The organism is Burkholderia sp. AU15512 (genome assembly GCF_002223325.1).
Taxonomy (GTDB): Bacteria; Pseudomonadota; Gammaproteobacteria; order Burkholderiales; family Burkholderiaceae; genus Burkholderia.
The window spans coordinates 2,845,522-2,860,429 of sequence record NZ_NKEX01000006.1 but is presented as its reverse complement, the minus strand read 5'-3'; the positions used below and the strand labels follow the sequence as shown (position 1 = coordinate 2,860,429).

The following is a 14,908-nucleotide window of genomic DNA, read 5'->3' as shown; positions in this document are numbered from 1 at the left end:
TGCATGAACCAGCCGTGGCTGACGATGAACGACTGGCCCGTGAGCGCGGCGCTCGGGAAGGCCGACAGGAACAACACCGTCTGCGCGACGTCCTGAACGGTCGTGAACACCCCGTCGACCGTATTGCCGAGCATCACCTTCTTCACCACTTCCTCTTCGCTGATCCCGAGCTCCTTCGCCTGCTCCGGAATCTGCTTGTCGACCAGCGGCGTGCGCACGAAGCCCGGACACACGACGTGCGAGCGCACGTTGTGCTTCGCACCTTCCTTCGCCAGCACGCGGGCCAGGCCGAGCAGGCCGTGCTTGGCCGTCACGTACGCCGACTTCAGCGGCGACGCTTCGTGCGAGTGCACCGAACCCATGTAGATCACGACACCGCCGCGATCGTCCTTGTACATGTGCTTCAGCGCGGCCTTGGTCGTGAGGAACGCGCCGTCGACGTGGATCGCCTGCATCTTCTTCCAGTCGGCGAACGAATAGTTCTCGATCGGGTTGACGATCTGGATGCCCGCGTTCGACACGAGGATGTCGACCGAGCCGAACGTTTCGGCCACCTTGTCGATCCCGCTGTTCACGGCTTCCTCGTTCGTCACGTCCATCGCGACGCCGATTGCCTTGCCGCCTGCCTTGACGATCTCGTCGGCGACCGCGTTCGCGCCGTCCTGGTTCAGGTCGGCGATCGCGACGGCCGCGCCCGCTTTCGCGAGCTCGAGTGCGATTTCCTTGCCGATGCCGCTCGCGGCGCCCGTGACGACTGCGGTCTTGCCATTCAGGTTGCTCATGTTCGAATTCCCGTGGTGAAAGGATTGACAGGGAGAAAGGACTGCGGACGTGTTACTGAGCCAGGTAATCGTAGACGACTTCGCCGAGGCCCAGTGTCAAATCTGCGACGATGTGGCGGGCTTCGACGATTTCGAGCACGGGCAGGTCGGCCACCGGCGCGAGCGCGTGCGGTGCCAGCTCGAGCGATGCGGGGCCCGTCCACGCGCCCTTCATCTTGATGTCCTGCATGTAGTAGCGCACCAGTTCGCAGACGCGCGCGGTGCCGTCGACGTGCGGAATGATCTTCAGCAGGAAATTGGGGCCGGCGAGACGCTTGGTCTGCTCGTCGATGTCGAGCTCCTTGTGCTTGTAGCCCATCGTGCCGGTGGCGACGCGCACCTTGCCGTAGTCGAGCGTGCCGAGGAGGTGGTCGGTGTTCACGTGCAGCGTGGGCGACGCGAGCTTCTTCGGGAAGCCCCACAGTTCGCGGCCGCCGGCAATCGGCGGGTGATCGTCGAGATACATCGCGAGCGTATAGCCGCCCGGCTGGCCGTTGTATTCGACGGGAATCACCTGACCGCTTTCAGTGTAGTCGCCGAAGCCGGTCGAATCGGCCATACGGATGAATTCGTAATGCACGAGCGGGTCGGTGACCTGCAGCGGCTCGGGGACGATTTCGCGGAGACGGTCCGGATCGGTGCGATACGTGATGATCAGGAACTCACGATCGACGAAACGGTAAGGGCCCATCGGGAAGGCGGGGCTGGTCAACGGCATCGCAAACGCTTTCGATCGGACATCGCTGGGTTTCATGCGGACTCCTTGTTGTTGATCGCTTCGTGGATGAGTGCTCGTAAGCTCGTAATCCTATGCCTGTGCGTTACCGTTGTGCGATGCCGCATATGGAATTAATTGTTGCCGATTTCGAAGCATTCGCAGCGTAAATATTGAGATGAATGACGCAAACGGTCTGGATGGCACCCGGCGTCCTGATGTTTGCACGCGTCGATGACGCCACGATGTGAAAAAGGTGAGTCTTTACGGGATGCCAGGTGAGCCTTTCCGGGAGACGGTCGCGCGGGAATGTGACAAATGTGTGAACTTGTGTTGCAGTGCAGGCTCTAAGCGCGTTCGCGGCAGCGGGCTTCGTCGCGCGCGGCCGTCTTATTAAGCATCGCTTAAGCGGGTGCGCCTTAGCATCGTTCGTAGCAGGCCGGGCAACCGGCCGATTTTTTACGCCCCACGCAACCGGATTCATGCAGACCCTCAATCTCACCCTCTTTTCCGCCATCAACGCCGGGGTCTCGCCCCAGCCGGGCGTGGCCCGCCTCGCCATCTTCGCCGCCGACTGGCTCGTCTATGCGTTGCCCGCGATGCTGTTGCTGACCTGGATCTTCGGTGCGCGCCCGACGCGGCGCCAGGCGATCGAAGCCGGCGTCGGCGTGTGCGTGGCGCTCGCGCTCGCGCAGGTCATCGGACATTTCTGGTTCTCGCCGCGCCCGTTCATGGCGGGCGTCGGCACGCAGCTGATTCCGCACGCGCCGGACAGCTCGTTTCCGAGCGATCACATGACGTTCGCGTGGAGCATGGCGGTCGGGTTGATGCTCGGCGGCACGACCCGATTCACCGGGTTCGTGATGGTCGCGATGGCCGCGGCGATTGCATGGGGACGTATCTATGCGGGCGTGCACTGGCCGTTCGACATGGCAGGCGGCGTGCTGGTCGGCACGGCCGGCGCGCTGGCCGCACACCTGTATGGGCAACGCGTGATCGCGCTGCTCGAGCGGCTCGGCGATTCGGTGCATGCCGCCGTGATGGGCCGCCGGCACGCGCCGTAAGTAGCAGGAGATCGGGCAGGACGCCGTCAGCCGGGTGTCTTGGCCGATTCGGCCGAGGCGGACGGGCCAGCGCCCGCATCGTGCAGTTCAGCGGTATCGGCCGGGTGTTGCGCGGCATCGCGGTCGAGTGCGCTTTCCTTCAGGATCGCGCACATCGCGACGAACAGCGCGAGTATCACCGCGGCAAGGCCGCAATAGCCGAGGATCTTCAGGTTGCGAAGGAACGGCGACGCGTGGCTTTCTTTTGTCATGACCGGGCGCTCCTGGGCGGGCTGCGGCGGCTGTCGCCCGACAGCGGCGTCGCACCCACAGATATATACCAGTCGCGATCGCGGTGCCAAGCCCGCTGGTGCGCCGACGCCACGATTGTGTCATCGGCCGGCCAACCTCAAGCGGATACCCGTTTGCCGGGCACCCGCATCCATCAGTCTTCCAGCGTTTCGTGCACGGCCGCCGCGCCGCGCTTCCAGTAGGCCGCCGCACGGATGCGCGACTTGTCGACGCCGCGCTCGCCGGTCAGGTGCTGGCGGACCGCGCGCATCGACAGCGCTTCGCCCGCCGCCCACACATAGCCGTCGCCGGACGGCGGCAGCGGCAGGTCGCGCACGGCATTCAGCAACACGTCGCCGTCCGCCGCGTCGGCTTCGGCGCGGAAGCGCCAGATTTCATGCACGTCGGCACGCGTGTCGAACGCGATCTGCGCGGTGCGATCCGCGACTTCCATCACGACGGCTACGCGCGCGCCGGCCGGCAATTCCTCGAGACGCCGTGCGACCGCCGGCAGCGCCGTATCGTCGCCGATCAGCAGGTGCCAGTCGAAACCGGTCGGGACGACGAACGAACCGCGCGGGCCGCCGATGCCGAGCCATTGGCCGACACGCGCCTGGGCGGCCCACTGCGACGCGGGGCCCGGGTGGTTCAGCACGAATTCCAGATCGAGTTCGCCGGCGGCGCGGTCGAAACGGCGCGGCGTGAAGTCGCGCGCGACCGGCTTCGGTTCGCCTTCCGGAAACTCGGGACCGTTCGCGCCGAGCGTCGGCAGCACGGGCCGTTCAGCGCCGGGCGGCGGGAAAAATACCTTCACGTGATCGTCGAACGACGCGGATTCGAAATCCGCGAGATCGGGGCCGCCGAGCGTGACACGCAGCAGGTGCGGCGTGACGGTGTGCACGCGCAGGACCTGCAGCAAGCGGAACTTGAGGGTGTGGCGCACGCGGGTCACGGTGCGGTCGGATGTGTTCTGCATCAATCCGTTCTCCTTAGGGTTTGACGGGGCGGCGCGGATTACGCACCGCTGCCGCCTTCGATTTCAGCCGTCGCGCGGCGCATGATGGCGGCGATACGGCGCTGTTCGTCGGCGTCGGCGGCGCTCTTGTGCAGCAGCGCCCGCTTGAGTGCGAGACGCGCCTCGACGAACTCCGGCAGCCAGCCGGCTTGCGCTTCGTCCGGCGTCTCGTTGCCCGCCGCTTCCCCGGCGAACGCGCGGCGCATGAATTCCATCTTGCGTGCGAGGTGCGTGAGGCGCGCGAACAGCGTGTCGACGCGTTCGCGTTGCGCGTCGAGATGCGCGCGGCCGGCGTCGGTCAGCGCATACCGCTTGCGGTTGCCTTCCGCCTGCGACGCGACGAAGCCGACTTCTTCGAGATACGTGAGCGCCGGATACACCATGCCGGGGCTCGGGCTGTAGAAGCCGTTCGAACGCGTGTCGAGCGCCTTGATCAGCTCGTAGCCGTGGCTCGGCTGCTCGGCGACCAGCGCGAGCAGCAGCAGCTGCAGATCGTCGGAGCTGAACTGGCGGCCGCGCGGCATGCCGTCGTCGCCGAAATCGCCAAAGCCGCCGCGCCCGCCACGGCCACCGAACGGGCCGCCACCGAACGGATCGTGGCCGCGACGATGGCGGCCGATCGCATACCAGAGACCGGCGAATCCGTCAGGGCGGGCATGCGCACCATGACCGTCGCATCGGGCATGGCCGCGGGAAGGGTTGTGTCGCATGTTCGAGTCCTATATGTCGGAAAACATATCTAAAGATATATATCGAAAGATAGGCCGTCAAGGGGATTTATTGGGGCTGGATAGTGGGCGAGGGTGGAGCTGGCAGCGTGCGGCGGGGACTGCCGTCGATGCGCTTCATGTGATGCGTAGCGCGAGCCGGCCACGACGATCGGACGGTCGATGCATTGCCAGCTTCTGCAGCCTGCGCCAGACGTTGATCGTGAGGCAGCGGCGTGCAGGCATGTATCCGCGTGTCGATGACATCGCGAGAAAATGGCCGTGACACGCCTGAACTTCGCGGTAATTCATGTAATGCAATCTGCTAAAACACCGGCAAACATTATTTAATTAGATTGAATTGTTTTAATTTATTTTCTTTTGATCAAACAAAAATTCCGCGCCGGCAAAGGTATTTAAATGCACCCCGTCATTCAATGTGGTGTTTCCGCTGGATTCAAGCCTGTCATGGGCTGCGAGGCAGTGAAGATTTTCGACCCTTTATATTTGAGGTGACGGGTTCGTCGAAAATGTAAAGCATTGCAATATTAAAGCGGGATTTGAGTATTTCGATTGCGGCGCATGATTTTGTTTGGCAGGATTTTCATCAAGTTGCTCGGTTTTAAAACAACAAAACAACCAACCATTCAATCGGTCGCAATAATACACGCCGGACGAGCAACGATCCGAAAGGAAGTTGACGAAGAAACTGGTAACGAGGCGGCGAATGGTCGACACCGTTCGCGATCATTGAATCAATCGCTTTCCCGGGCGTCGACGCGTCACTCGAGCGATCCGGGCGAATCCGATACGGGGCGGCCATGGCGATACTCAAGAACGATTCTTCCGGGCAAGCGTGCCTGCTCCGCGCATATCACGTGTTCGGCCGCGATGCCGCGCGCTGCGATACGGTCATCCGCGACGCGTCGGTGTCCCGGGTCCATGCCCATATCCGCTGGGTCGGCGGGCGATGGGAGCTCCACGATCACAGCAGCAACGGCACGTCGGTATCGGGCGTGCCATTGCGCGACGGCGAGCACGCGGTGCTGCAGCGAGGCGACGTGATCCGGTTCGGCAGGGCGGGTGTCGCGCCGTGGCGCGTCGCGTCGCTCGACGATCCGGCCGATACGCTGTGGCCGGTACGGGGCGCCGTGCCCCCGATCGTGCTCACGCCGCGCCAGATCCTGGCTGCCCACGCCGCGCAGCCGGTCACGATCGTCCGCTCGCCGGCCGGCGATTGGCTGTGCGACGACACGTTGCCGCCGCGCGCGCTCCATGACGGCGACGAAGTGTCGACGGGCGACGTCACATGGCGCGTGGCGCTCGTGCGCCACGGCTCGACGATGACGCTGCGCGCGCCGGCCGATCCGGCCGTGCCGGCCCGATTGCTCGAATTCTTCGTCAGCCGCGACGAAGAGCATGCGCGTGCGCTGCTGCATGTTCGCGGCGGCGTGGTCGATCTCGGCGAGCGCGCGCATCACTACAGCCTCGTCACGCTCGCCCGCGCACGTTCGGCCGACATGCAGGCCGGCTACGACGCGGCTACGCAAGGCTGGATCGAACTCGACCGGCTGGCGCGCATGCTCGGTATCGATACGTCCCATCTCAACGTGCAGATTCATCGCGCCCGGAGCCAGTTCGCGGCGCTGCCGGGGCTGGACGCGAGTCAGCTGGTCGAGCGGCGGCGCGGCAGCGTCCGCTTCGGCGATTTCCCGTTCCGCGTCATGCGCGGCGAGCGCCTCGAATGCCAGTCGGTGCCGGGCGGCGAGCCGCGCATCGGCATGCATCGTCCGGCGCCGGACCCGGTCGTCCATTGCTCGTGAACGCGGAACGACAATCCGGGTTGCCGACCGCGGCACGCGCTCGCGTCGTGCCGCACGCGCATGAATCGCGGCAGGCCGCCGCGCCTTTCGCGGTGCTGGCCGGCAAGCGGGATTACCAGCTCGGTGCGTTGCTCGGCGAAGGCGGCAGCGGCGTGGTGTTTCGCGCGACTTGCGGCGAGACGGGGCAAGACGTCGCGATCAAGCTGATGCGCGACGATGTCGCATGGACCGAAGCCGAGCGCGCGCGCCAGCGCATGCGCTTCCGGCGCGAGACGAGCCTGTGCGAGGCGCTGCGGCACCCGAACATCGTGGCGCTGCTGGACCAGGGGGAAGCGCCCGACGGGCGGCTGTTCGCCGTATTCGAGCGCGTGCAGGGCCGGACGCTGCATGACTGGCTTGCAATGCAGGGGCCGCTGTCTGCCGTCGACACCGGACGGCTGATGACGGAGGTGCTCGATGCGCTCGCGGCTGCACATCGCCGCGGCATCGTGCACCGGGATCTGAAGCCGCAAAACATCGTGATCGAGATGGCCGACGACGGGCCGCACGCGAAGCTCCTCGATTTCGGGATCGGCGCGCTGTTGCCCGGCGCGACCGAGATCGCGCCCCAGGCCGCGACGCTCGCGGGCGGGGTGCTCGGCTCGCCGTCATACTGCGCGCCCGAGCAACTGCGCAACGAACCGCCGACGCCCGGAAGCGACCTGTATGCGTGGGGCCTCGTCGTGATCGAATGCCTGACGGGCGAAGTCGTGATGCAGGGCGCAAGCGTCGCCGACATTCTTTATCAACAACTCAGTCCGGTGGATGTCGCGCTTCCGCCGTCGATCGCGTCGCATCCGCTCGGCTCGGTGCTGCGGCATGCGTTGAGCAAGCATCCGGCGCAGCGTGCCGCCTCGGCCGACGAACTCGCGGCGCAGTTTCGTGCGCTCAATTTCGCCGCGCTCGTCGGCCCGTTCGATGCCGGCCGTGCAAGCCGGCCTATGCGCCCGCCCCCGTTCATGCCGCGCGGTGAAGCGGTTGCAACGGCGGGCGAATACCGGCAGGTCACCACGCTGTGCTGTTGCGTGACGATCGCCGGAGACGGCCGGCAACGCCATGCGGGAACCGATCACGGCGCCCTGCTCGACCGCTACGAGGCGCAGTGGCTGACGAAGTGCGCGGATATCGCCGTCGGCTATGGCGGGCAGGTCGACGAGCGGCTCGGCGACACGCTCCTGTTCCATTTCGGCTTGCAAGGCGATCTCGACCGGCCCGCGCGCCGCGCGGCGCGTGCGGCGCTGGACATGGTGCGGGTGGCCGGGCGCGCGCGGTTGCCGGTACCGGCCGACGCCCGCGATGCCGTCGACGGCGAAGGCTGGCACGTCGAAGTGGCTGCTGCGATTCACGTCGGGCGGGTTCTCGCGCATGCGGCGCAGGGGGCGGGCGGATCGACGCCGGCCGCCGCATCGCGGCTGTTGCGGCTGGCCGGGCCCGGGCAGATCCTGATCAGCGACGATGCGCGGCTCGCGCTCGAACGGCATGCCGACTTCCGGCCGACCGGGTTGCGGCTGGCGCGGGCGGGCCTCGCGCCGCAGCCGGTGCATGAACTGCTCGGCGAGCGTCGGGCCGATACGCCGTTCGATTCGCTCGACGGCGGCATGCGGGCACCGATGATCGGCCGTACGCGCGAACTCGATGCGCTGCTGCGCGCGTGGCAGGAGACGCTTGCACGGCATCGTCGTGTAACGCACGGTGTGCCGCCGCGGCTCGTCGTCGGCGACGCGGGAATCGGCAAGTCGCGCCTCGTACACGGGCTGTGCGAGACCGTGCGGGCACAGGGCCACGCGTTCGCGCATTGCGGATGCCAGCCGGAGCGGGAGAATCATGCGCTGTTTCCGATCCTGCGGTTCATCGGAGCGCATTGGCAACTCGACGCCGACAGTCCGGCCGACATCTCGCACGCGGCGATGGACGCGATGCTCGCGGCGCTCGAATGCGATCGTGCGGCGGCCCGTGTCGCGCTTGCGACCTGGCTGGGGCTGCCCTGCGATGCGAAGGCGGCGAGGCGGCCGAACGCGCGCGAACAGGACGCGCTGTTCGATGTGCTCGAGCAATTGATCGTGTCGCTCGGCAATGGCGCGCCGGTGTTGCTCGTCGTCGAGGATGTCCAGTGGATCGACCGCTCGACCGAGGATTTTCTGGCGTACCTGCAGCGCTCGCCGCGCGCGGCGGCGCTTTGCATCGTGCTCACGTCGCGACCCGTCAGGCTCGCGCGCTGGCGTGGCGCGACCGAGCGCCTGGTGCTGCGCCGCCTGCCGCGCGACGATGCGCGGCGCTTGATGTCGGCGCACCTGGGCCAGGGCGCGCTCGATCCGGCCTGGCTCGACCCGCTCGTCCATCGTACGGCGGGCATTCCGCTGTTCATCGAGGCGGTCGCGCGCGAACTGACGATGTGCGGGGCGGACGGCTCGCTCGCGGGGCTGCGGACGATGGACCCGTGCCCGCTTCCGGTCAGTCTCGGCGGAATGCTCGGTCGCGCGTTCGACCGGATCGACGACGCGCGCGATACCGCGCAGCTCGCCGCGACGATCGGGCTCGAGGTGGATGCGCACCTGCTGGCCGCGGCCTCGCCGCACGATCGCGCGACGCTCGATGCCCACCTGCAGCTGCTGCTCGAAGAGCGGATCATGTACGCGCGGCATCGGCGCGATCGCGTGTTCTATTCGTTCCGCCACGCGTTGATTCGCGACGCGGCGTACGCGTCGATGCCGCCGGCCGTGCGGTGCGCCAACCATGCGCGAGTCAGCCAGGCGCTGGCCGCGCGAGCCGATCGCGGCGCGGACGCACCCGCGTTCGGCGCCGACGAACACGCCACGCGCTTGTGCATTTGAATCCTGCACTCGATGCACGGATGTCCCAGCGGTGCCGCCACCCGCGTCCTACAGTGGGCCAGATAGGCCGATACGGCTTTCAGCGCCGGATCGGTTTTCGACAATCTGGAGACAAACCCATGACAGCCGAGTACACCCTTCAACACCGGATCGCGGGCGACGCGTGTGACGCCGCGCAGGGCGAGTGGTTCGAGAAATTCGAACCGTGCACCGGTCACCTGCTTGCGCGCGTGGCGGCCGGCACCGGCGCCGACGTCGACCGGGCCGTGCGGGCGGCCCGCTCGGAATTCGACGGCGGATCCTGGAGCCGGTTGCCCGGCGCGGCGCGGGCGAAGCTGCTGAACCGGCTGGCCGACCTGCTCGAGCATGACGCGGAACGCTTCGTCGAGCTGCTGGCGCGCGAGCAGGGGCGCCCCGCGATGGAAGTGCGCATGATGGACCTGCCGATGTCGATCGACACACTGCGCTACTTCGCCGGATGGGCGGACAAGCTTGAAGGCCGCCAGATTCCGACCGGCGGCTTCATGGGGCGCCCGACCGTCAACTACACGGTGCGCGAACCCGTCGGCGTCGCCGGCCTGATCGTGCCGTGGAATGCGCCGCTGATGATCGCGTGCTGGAAGCTGGCGCCCGCGCTCGCGGCCGGCTGCACGGTCGTGATCAAGCCGTCGGAGGACGCGCCGCTCGCGGTCGGGGCGCTGGCGGACCTGGCGGCGCAGGCTGGTTTTCCGCCAGGTGTCGTGAATCTCGTGCACGGCATCGGCGCGTCGGTCGGGGCCGCGCTGGTCAATCACCCGGGTGTCGACAAGATCAGCTTTACCGGCAGCACCGAGGTCGGCCGCACGATCGCGTGCGAAGCCGGCGCACAGTTCAAGCGGCTGACGCTGGAACTCGGCGGCAAGGCGCCGCAGATCATCTTCGACGACGCGAATCTCGAGCAGGCGATCGCCGGCGTCGCGATGGGGCTGTTCGTCAACCAGGGGCAGACGTGCGCGGCCGGCACGCGCGTGCTGGTGCAGCGCCGCCACTACGACGACGTCGTCGGCGCGCTCGCGCATGCGGCGCGGTCGGTCAGGGTCGGCACGCCGTTCGACCCGGTGACGCAGATGGGCGCGCTGATCAGCGCCCGCCATGCCGACCGCGTGAAGACGCATATCGCCGTGGCGCTTCACGACGGCGCGACGATGGTCGCGGGCGACGAACCGGTGCCGTCGCAAGGCTTCTTCGTGCGGCCGACGGTGTTCGCGAATGTCGATCCGGCGATGCGCATCGCGCGCGACGAAGTGTTCGGGCCGGTCGGCACGATCATGCCGTTCGATACGGAAGACGAGGCCGTCGCGCTGGCGAACGACACTGTCTACGCGTTGTCCGCCACGCTGTGGACCCGCGATCTCGCGACCGCGCACCGTACTGCCGCCCGTCTTCGGGTCGGCGCGGTCGCGGTGAACGCGTGGAGCCCGCTCGACGCACGGCTGCCGTGGGGCGGCTTCAAGGAGAGCGGCGTCGGGCGCGACCTGTCGCAGAGCGGGCTTGATGCGTATTTGGAGGAGAAGGTCGTCACGATCGCGATGTAGCCGTGCACGTGCCGGCTCGGAGACACAACAACAAGATCGCGGGCATTGCTCGCCCGCCTATCCCATTCGACAGACACATGACTACTCAAGACCTGACCTTCGATTACGTCGTCATCGGCGCGGGTTCCGCCGGTTGCGTCGTGGCCGCGCGGTTGATCCAGCAGAACGCCGGTTCGGTGCTGCTGCTGGAAGCCGGCACGCGCGACGACAATCCGTTTCACCGGATTCCGGGCGGCGTGATGCAGGTGTTCCAGAAGAAATCATGGCCCTACATGACCGACCCCCAACCGAACGCGAACGGCCGCAGCATGATCATCGCGCAGGGCAAGGTGTTGGGCGGCGGCAGTTCGGTCAACGGGATGATTTACATCCGCGGGCAGCGTGACGACTACGACGACTGGGCGACGCAGTGGGGCTGCTCGGACTGGCGCTACGACGACGTGCTGCCGTATTTCATGAAGGCGGAAGCGAACGAAAGCCTGGGGCCGGCGTATCACGGCCAGACGGGCCCGTTGCCGGTCAGCGAGAACCGTTATCGCCATCCGTTGACGGCTGCGTTCATCCGGGCCGGGCAGGAGATGGGGCTGCGCTACGTCAACGATTTCAACGGCGAAGTGCAGCAGGGTATCGGCTATTACCAGACGACGACGCGCAACGGCGAACGCGCGAGCACCGCGCAGACCTATCTGGCGTCGGTGCGCAACGACGCGAAGCTGAAGGTGGTGACGGGTGCGCTCGTGCACCGGATCCGGACCGATGCGGGGCGTGCGGTCGCGGTCGAATTCAGCGAAGGCGGCCATGCGCCCGTGTCGGTGCGCGTGCGCAACGAGGTCGTCGTGAGCGCAGGGGCAATCGGGAGTCCGAAGGTGCTGATGCTGTCCGGCATCGGGCCGGCGGAGCATCTTGCCGCGCTCGGGATCGATACGGTTGCCGCATTGCCGGTCGGCCGGAATTTTCACGATCATCTGCACATGTCGGTGCAGGCGTCGATTCGCACACCGGCGAGCCTCTACGGCGAGAACACGGGACTCCGGGCGATGCGCCATTTCCTGCAATGGAAGTGCTTCAGGAGCGGGCTGCTGACCAGCAACATCCTCGAAGGCGGCGCATTCATCGACACGCAGGGCACCGGGCGGCCGGACGTTCAGTTCCATTTCCTGCCGCTGCTCGACAACTTCGACAACACGCCGGGAGAGAAGCCGCCGGCGAGCGAGCACGGCATGTCGGTCAAGGTCGGCCATCTGCAACCGAAATCGCGCGGGCGGGTGGCGTTGCGCAGCAAGGATCCGTCGGACCTGCCGAGGATCGATGCGAACTTCCTGAGCGACCCGGCCGACCTCGACGGCCAGATCCGGGCCGTTCAGGCCGGGCTCAGGATCCTGTCCGCGAAGGCGCTGCAGGCGCACGTGAAGGAAATCGTCGCGCCGGCCCGGATCGATCCGGACGATCTGACGGCGATCGAGCGATTCGTGCGGCAGGACATCAAGACCGTCTATCACCCGGCCGGCACCTGCAGGATGGGTACGGACCCGCGGACGTCGGTGGTCGACCAGAAGACGTTGCGCGTGCACGGCTTCGCCAATCTGCGCGTGATCGATTGCTCGATCTGCCCGCAGGTGCCGAGCGGCAACACCAACGCGCCGGCAATCATGATCGGCGAACGCGGCGCTGATCTGCTGCTTGGTCGGTGAAAGAGGCGGCGCAGGGCTGACCTGCGCTGACTTCGCGTCGGGCGATGCCGACGCGGTTTCGTTCGCATCAGAGCGGAAACACGGCCTTGAGCCAGAACGCCGCGCCTTCCGGGCGGTTTCGCACATCGGTTTCCATCTGGTATTTGGCGGTCACGAACCAGCCCTTCCCGCTGTCGTACTTGATCGACGGGCCGATCGCGAACGCACGGCCGCGATTGCCGACGATGGTTTGCCCGGCCTGTGAATCGTCCGTCATCTGCCGGTAGACGTAGCCGCCCGCGCCGATCGTCAGGCCGTTGCCGAAACCCCAGCCCGCCGAATAGTCGACGATGAATTCCTGGCCGGACTGGTAGTCCGTCGCGTGGTTGCGCTGATTGAAGGTCCACATCAGCTTGGCATCGAACACCGGCCCGGTGCGGCCGCCGTACGACACGCCGGCGATCGGCTGGATCGCCCAGACGTTCCGGCCGATGTTGGCCAGGTCGCTTTTGTCGTACCGGCCAGTCGGCGCGAAGACATCGACGGCGAGCAGCGTGTGAAGCGTCGGCGTGACGTGCCAGCCGAGCGCCGGCCCGAACGTCATGTCGCCGGTGCCGGTCCGCCGCTGCGATTGCCCGCCGGCGTGCACGTCGAGCGTGACGAGCGGAAGCAGCGCGTGCACGGCCAACGATGCGCCTGCAAATGTGTAAGGCGTGACCCATACGATCCGCGGCGTCACCGAATACGCGGTGATGCTGAAATCCGGCGGCGCGACGTTGCGGCCGTCGTTGTCGTGCAGCTCCCCGGCGTGGTAGCGCTCCGCGTAGATCAGGGCATAGAGCCCCGGCGGCGGCAGTGCGCAGCACAGGTAGCCTTCCGCCCCGGTCGGGTAGACGGAGCCGCCGCCTTCGGTTGCGTGAGCGCCGTGCGCGACGACGAGCGCGGACAGCATCACGGAAAGGGATCGTCGTTTCATCGGTTGTCTCCTCCTGCGGCGCGCGAGCGGCCGCCGTTTGTCTTCGGGCGGCTTGCGTGACGGCATGGGCCACGCACGTGAAGCCCGGCCGGAAGCCGTCTTTCCGCCCGTCAGCAGAGTGCCGCGCCAGTTTTTCGCTCGCATGTGTTTGCGTGCAGAGCCGTCAGGAGTGCGGTGCATCTAGGGGAAATCTTTACAGCGTCAGGTAGCGCTCCGGCCACGCATGGGAGTTATGCGAATGTTCTTTCGCATCGATGCGCCGTACGCTACGAGCCGATCCCCTCTCATCGATGCTGGCCGGGCGTGTGTCGTCGCACATGACCGGAAGTCGGGCGAGTTGATCGTCGCGCCCGCTGCACGCGCACGCAGGCAGCCACGCAACGGACGTACTTGAAAGCCGGATTTTTCTGGAGGCGAACGTCATGATCGATTCGGAAGCGCATCCGCCGCTGCAGGCGGGCGGCGTGTCGTGCTGGTCGGAGCAGATCCGGCATCGGTTCTTTCCGCTGGAGCTGAACGCCGGCGCGTCCGGCGAATTCGACGCGAGCGTCGACGTGTTCGATCATGCGCGCTGCCGCGTGGCGCGCATTGCGGCCAGCGCGCATAGCGCCTCCATCGGTCGCACCGCCTGCAAGACGCTGAAGCACCGCTACGTCAAGGTGATCTGGCAACTGAGCGGCGTGGCGAGACTCGAGCAGGGTGCCAGCGAAGTGATCGTGCCGCCCGGGCATTTCACGCTGTACGAGGCGAGCAGCCCGTACAGGATTCAAAACGACGCACACGGCGAATTCGTCACGATGCTGTGCGAAGTGGCCGACCACGACGCGCTGCTGGCGTTGGCCCGGCACGCGATCGGCCGCGCGATGCCGACGACGGGCGGCGCGGCCGTGGCGCTCGCGAGCCTGCAGGCGATGATCGCCGAGGGCCGGCGCATGAATCCGCGCAGCCGCTTCGGCGTGCTGGAACTGGTGGCGACGTTGCTCGCCGAGACCATCGATTTCATGGACGGCACGGCGCCCGCTTCGCGACGCAAGATCCGCGAGACGTTGCTGCGCGATGCGCAGCAATACATCCATCGGCATCTGGACGACGGCGAACTGTCGCCCGATCGCATTGCCGCGGCATTGAAGGTGTGCCGCCGCACGCTTTACCAGGCATTCGAATCGATCGGCGAGCGGCCGCAGGCGATGATCCAGCGCCTGCGGCTCGAGAAGTGCCACGAAGTGCTGTCGCAAACCGGTGCCGACGGGGCGAGCATTACGCGCCTCGCGCTGCAGTCGGGGTTTTCCGATCCGGCGTATTTCGCGCGCCTGTTTCGCCGGCGCTTCGGGGTCACGCCGTCGCAGTGTCGGGATGCGGCGATGCGGGACGGGGGCGGTGCGGGATCGTCGGGTTAGTCGCGG

Annotated in this window: 11 protein-coding genes and 1 pseudogene; 6 read left to right on the top strand and 6 right to left on the bottom strand. The window is 66.7% G+C overall.

All coding sequences use genetic code 11. The annotated features are described in order from the left end of the window. On the bottom strand, positions 1-782 hold a 782-nt coding region (locus tag CFB43_RS32185), incomplete at its 3' end, for a 3-hydroxybutyrate dehydrogenase (RefSeq protein ID WP_089498071.1). Between the two features lie 52 nt (positions 783-834). Beyond that, positions 835-1,575: an acetoacetate decarboxylase gene (locus CFB43_RS32180; protein ID WP_089498070.1), complete on the bottom strand. Its 741-nt coding sequence runs from the start codon at positions 1,573-1,575 to the stop codon at positions 835-837. A gap of 443 nt (positions 1,576-2,018) precedes the next feature. Here CFB43_RS32180 and CFB43_RS32175 point away from each other — a divergent pair, with 443 nt between their 5' ends. Continuing rightward, positions 2,019-2,600, top strand: a complete 582-nt coding sequence (locus tag CFB43_RS32175; RefSeq protein ID WP_089498069.1) for an undecaprenyl-diphosphatase — start codon at positions 2,019-2,021, stop codon at positions 2,598-2,600. 26 nt (positions 2,601-2,626) lie between these two features. Here CFB43_RS32175 and CFB43_RS32170 read toward each other — a convergent pair whose 3' ends face one another. The 3 genes from CFB43_RS32170 to CFB43_RS32160 form a co-directional block, all read right to left on the bottom strand. Then, complete coding sequence (locus CFB43_RS32170; RefSeq protein ID WP_089498068.1) at positions 2,627-2,851, bottom strand: hypothetical protein; 225 nt, start codon at positions 2,849-2,851, stop codon at positions 2,627-2,629. 173 nt (positions 2,852-3,024) lie between these two features. Then, positions 3,025-3,846, bottom strand: a complete 822-nt coding sequence (locus CFB43_RS32165; protein WP_089498067.1) for a siderophore-interacting protein — start codon at positions 3,844-3,846, stop codon at positions 3,025-3,027. A 38-nt stretch (positions 3,847-3,884) separates the two neighbouring features. Continuing rightward, positions 3,885-4,595 (bottom strand): PadR family transcriptional regulator, encoded by a 711-nt coding sequence (locus CFB43_RS32160; RefSeq protein ID WP_089498066.1) that lies wholly within the window; start codon positions 4,593-4,595, stop codon positions 3,885-3,887. A gap of 818 nt (positions 4,596-5,413) precedes the next feature. Here CFB43_RS32160 and CFB43_RS32155 point away from each other — a divergent pair. From CFB43_RS32155 to CFB43_RS32140, 4 genes and pseudogenes are all read left to right on the top strand, one after another. Then, positions 5,414-6,415 carry an FHA domain-containing protein gene (locus CFB43_RS32155; protein ID WP_089498065.1) on the top strand — a complete coding sequence of 334 codons (1,002 nt, stop codon included), beginning with the start codon at positions 5,414-5,416 and terminating at the stop codon, positions 6,413-6,415. Beyond that, a pseudogene (locus CFB43_RS32150) lies at positions 6,412-9,273 on the top strand (TOMM system kinase/cyclase fusion protein); the annotation flags it as partial. The gene CFB43_RS32155 and the pseudogene CFB43_RS32150, both read left to right, overlap by 4 nt. A 131-nt stretch (positions 9,274-9,404) precedes the next feature. Then, positions 9,405-10,859: an aldehyde dehydrogenase family protein gene (locus tag CFB43_RS32145; protein ID WP_089498064.1), complete on the top strand. Its 1,455-nt coding sequence runs from the start codon at positions 9,405-9,407 to the stop codon at positions 10,857-10,859. Positions 10,860-10,936: 77 nt separating this feature from the next. Further along, entirely contained in the window at positions 10,937-12,550 is a 1,614-nt protein-coding gene (locus CFB43_RS32140) for a GMC family oxidoreductase (protein ID WP_089498063.1), read from the top strand. A 67-nt stretch (positions 12,551-12,617) separates the two neighbouring features. On the opposite strand, the gene CFB43_RS32135 is transcribed toward CFB43_RS32140, so the two are convergent. Beyond that, a complete protein-coding gene (locus CFB43_RS32135; protein WP_089498062.1) occupies positions 12,618-13,505 on the bottom strand; it encodes a SphA family protein in 888 nt (295 codons plus the stop codon). Between the two features lie 422 nt (positions 13,506-13,927). On the opposite strand from CFB43_RS32135, the gene CFB43_RS32130 reads away from it, so the two are divergent. Continuing rightward, positions 13,928-14,902: a helix-turn-helix domain-containing protein gene (locus CFB43_RS32130; protein ID WP_089498061.1), complete on the top strand. Its 975-nt coding sequence runs from the start codon at positions 13,928-13,930 to the stop codon at positions 14,900-14,902. The last annotated feature ends 6 nt before the right edge of the window (positions 14,903-14,908 follow it).

What these genes read in the sequence shown, in the direction of transcription:
- CFB43_RS32165 (WP_089498067.1), bottom strand. Translation starts at nt 3,846, where the DNA reads ATGCAGAACACATCCGACCGCACCGTGACCCGCGTGCGCCACACCCTC.
- CFB43_RS32175 (WP_089498069.1), top strand. Translation starts at nt 2,019, where the DNA reads ATGCAGACCCTCAATCTCACCCTCTTTTCCGCCATCAACGCCGGGGTC.
- CFB43_RS32130 (WP_089498061.1), top strand. Translation starts at nt 13,928, where the DNA reads ATGATCGATTCGGAAGCGCATCCGCCGCTGCAGGCGGGCGGCGTGTCG.
- CFB43_RS32170 (WP_089498068.1), bottom strand. Translation starts at nt 2,851, where the DNA reads ATGACAAAAGAAAGCCACGCGTCGCCGTTCCTTCGCAACCTGAAGATC.
- CFB43_RS32155 (WP_089498065.1), top strand. Translation starts at nt 5,414, where the DNA reads ATGGCGATACTCAAGAACGATTCTTCCGGGCAAGCGTGCCTGCTCCGC.
- CFB43_RS32180 (WP_089498070.1), bottom strand. Translation starts at nt 1,575, where the DNA reads ATGAAACCCAGCGATGTCCGATCGAAAGCGTTTGCGATGCCGTTGACC.
- CFB43_RS32145 (WP_089498064.1), top strand. Translation starts at nt 9,405, where the DNA reads ATGACAGCCGAGTACACCCTTCAACACCGGATCGCGGGCGACGCGTGT.
- CFB43_RS32160 (WP_089498066.1), bottom strand. Translation starts at nt 4,595, where the DNA reads ATGCGACACAACCCTTCCCGCGGCCATGCCCGATGCGACGGTCATGGT.
- CFB43_RS32135 (WP_089498062.1), bottom strand. Translation starts at nt 13,505, where the DNA reads ATGAAACGACGATCCCTTTCCGTGATGCTGTCCGCGCTCGTCGTCGCG.
- CFB43_RS32140 (WP_089498063.1), top strand. Translation starts at nt 10,937, where the DNA reads ATGACTACTCAAGACCTGACCTTCGATTACGTCGTCATCGGCGCGGGT.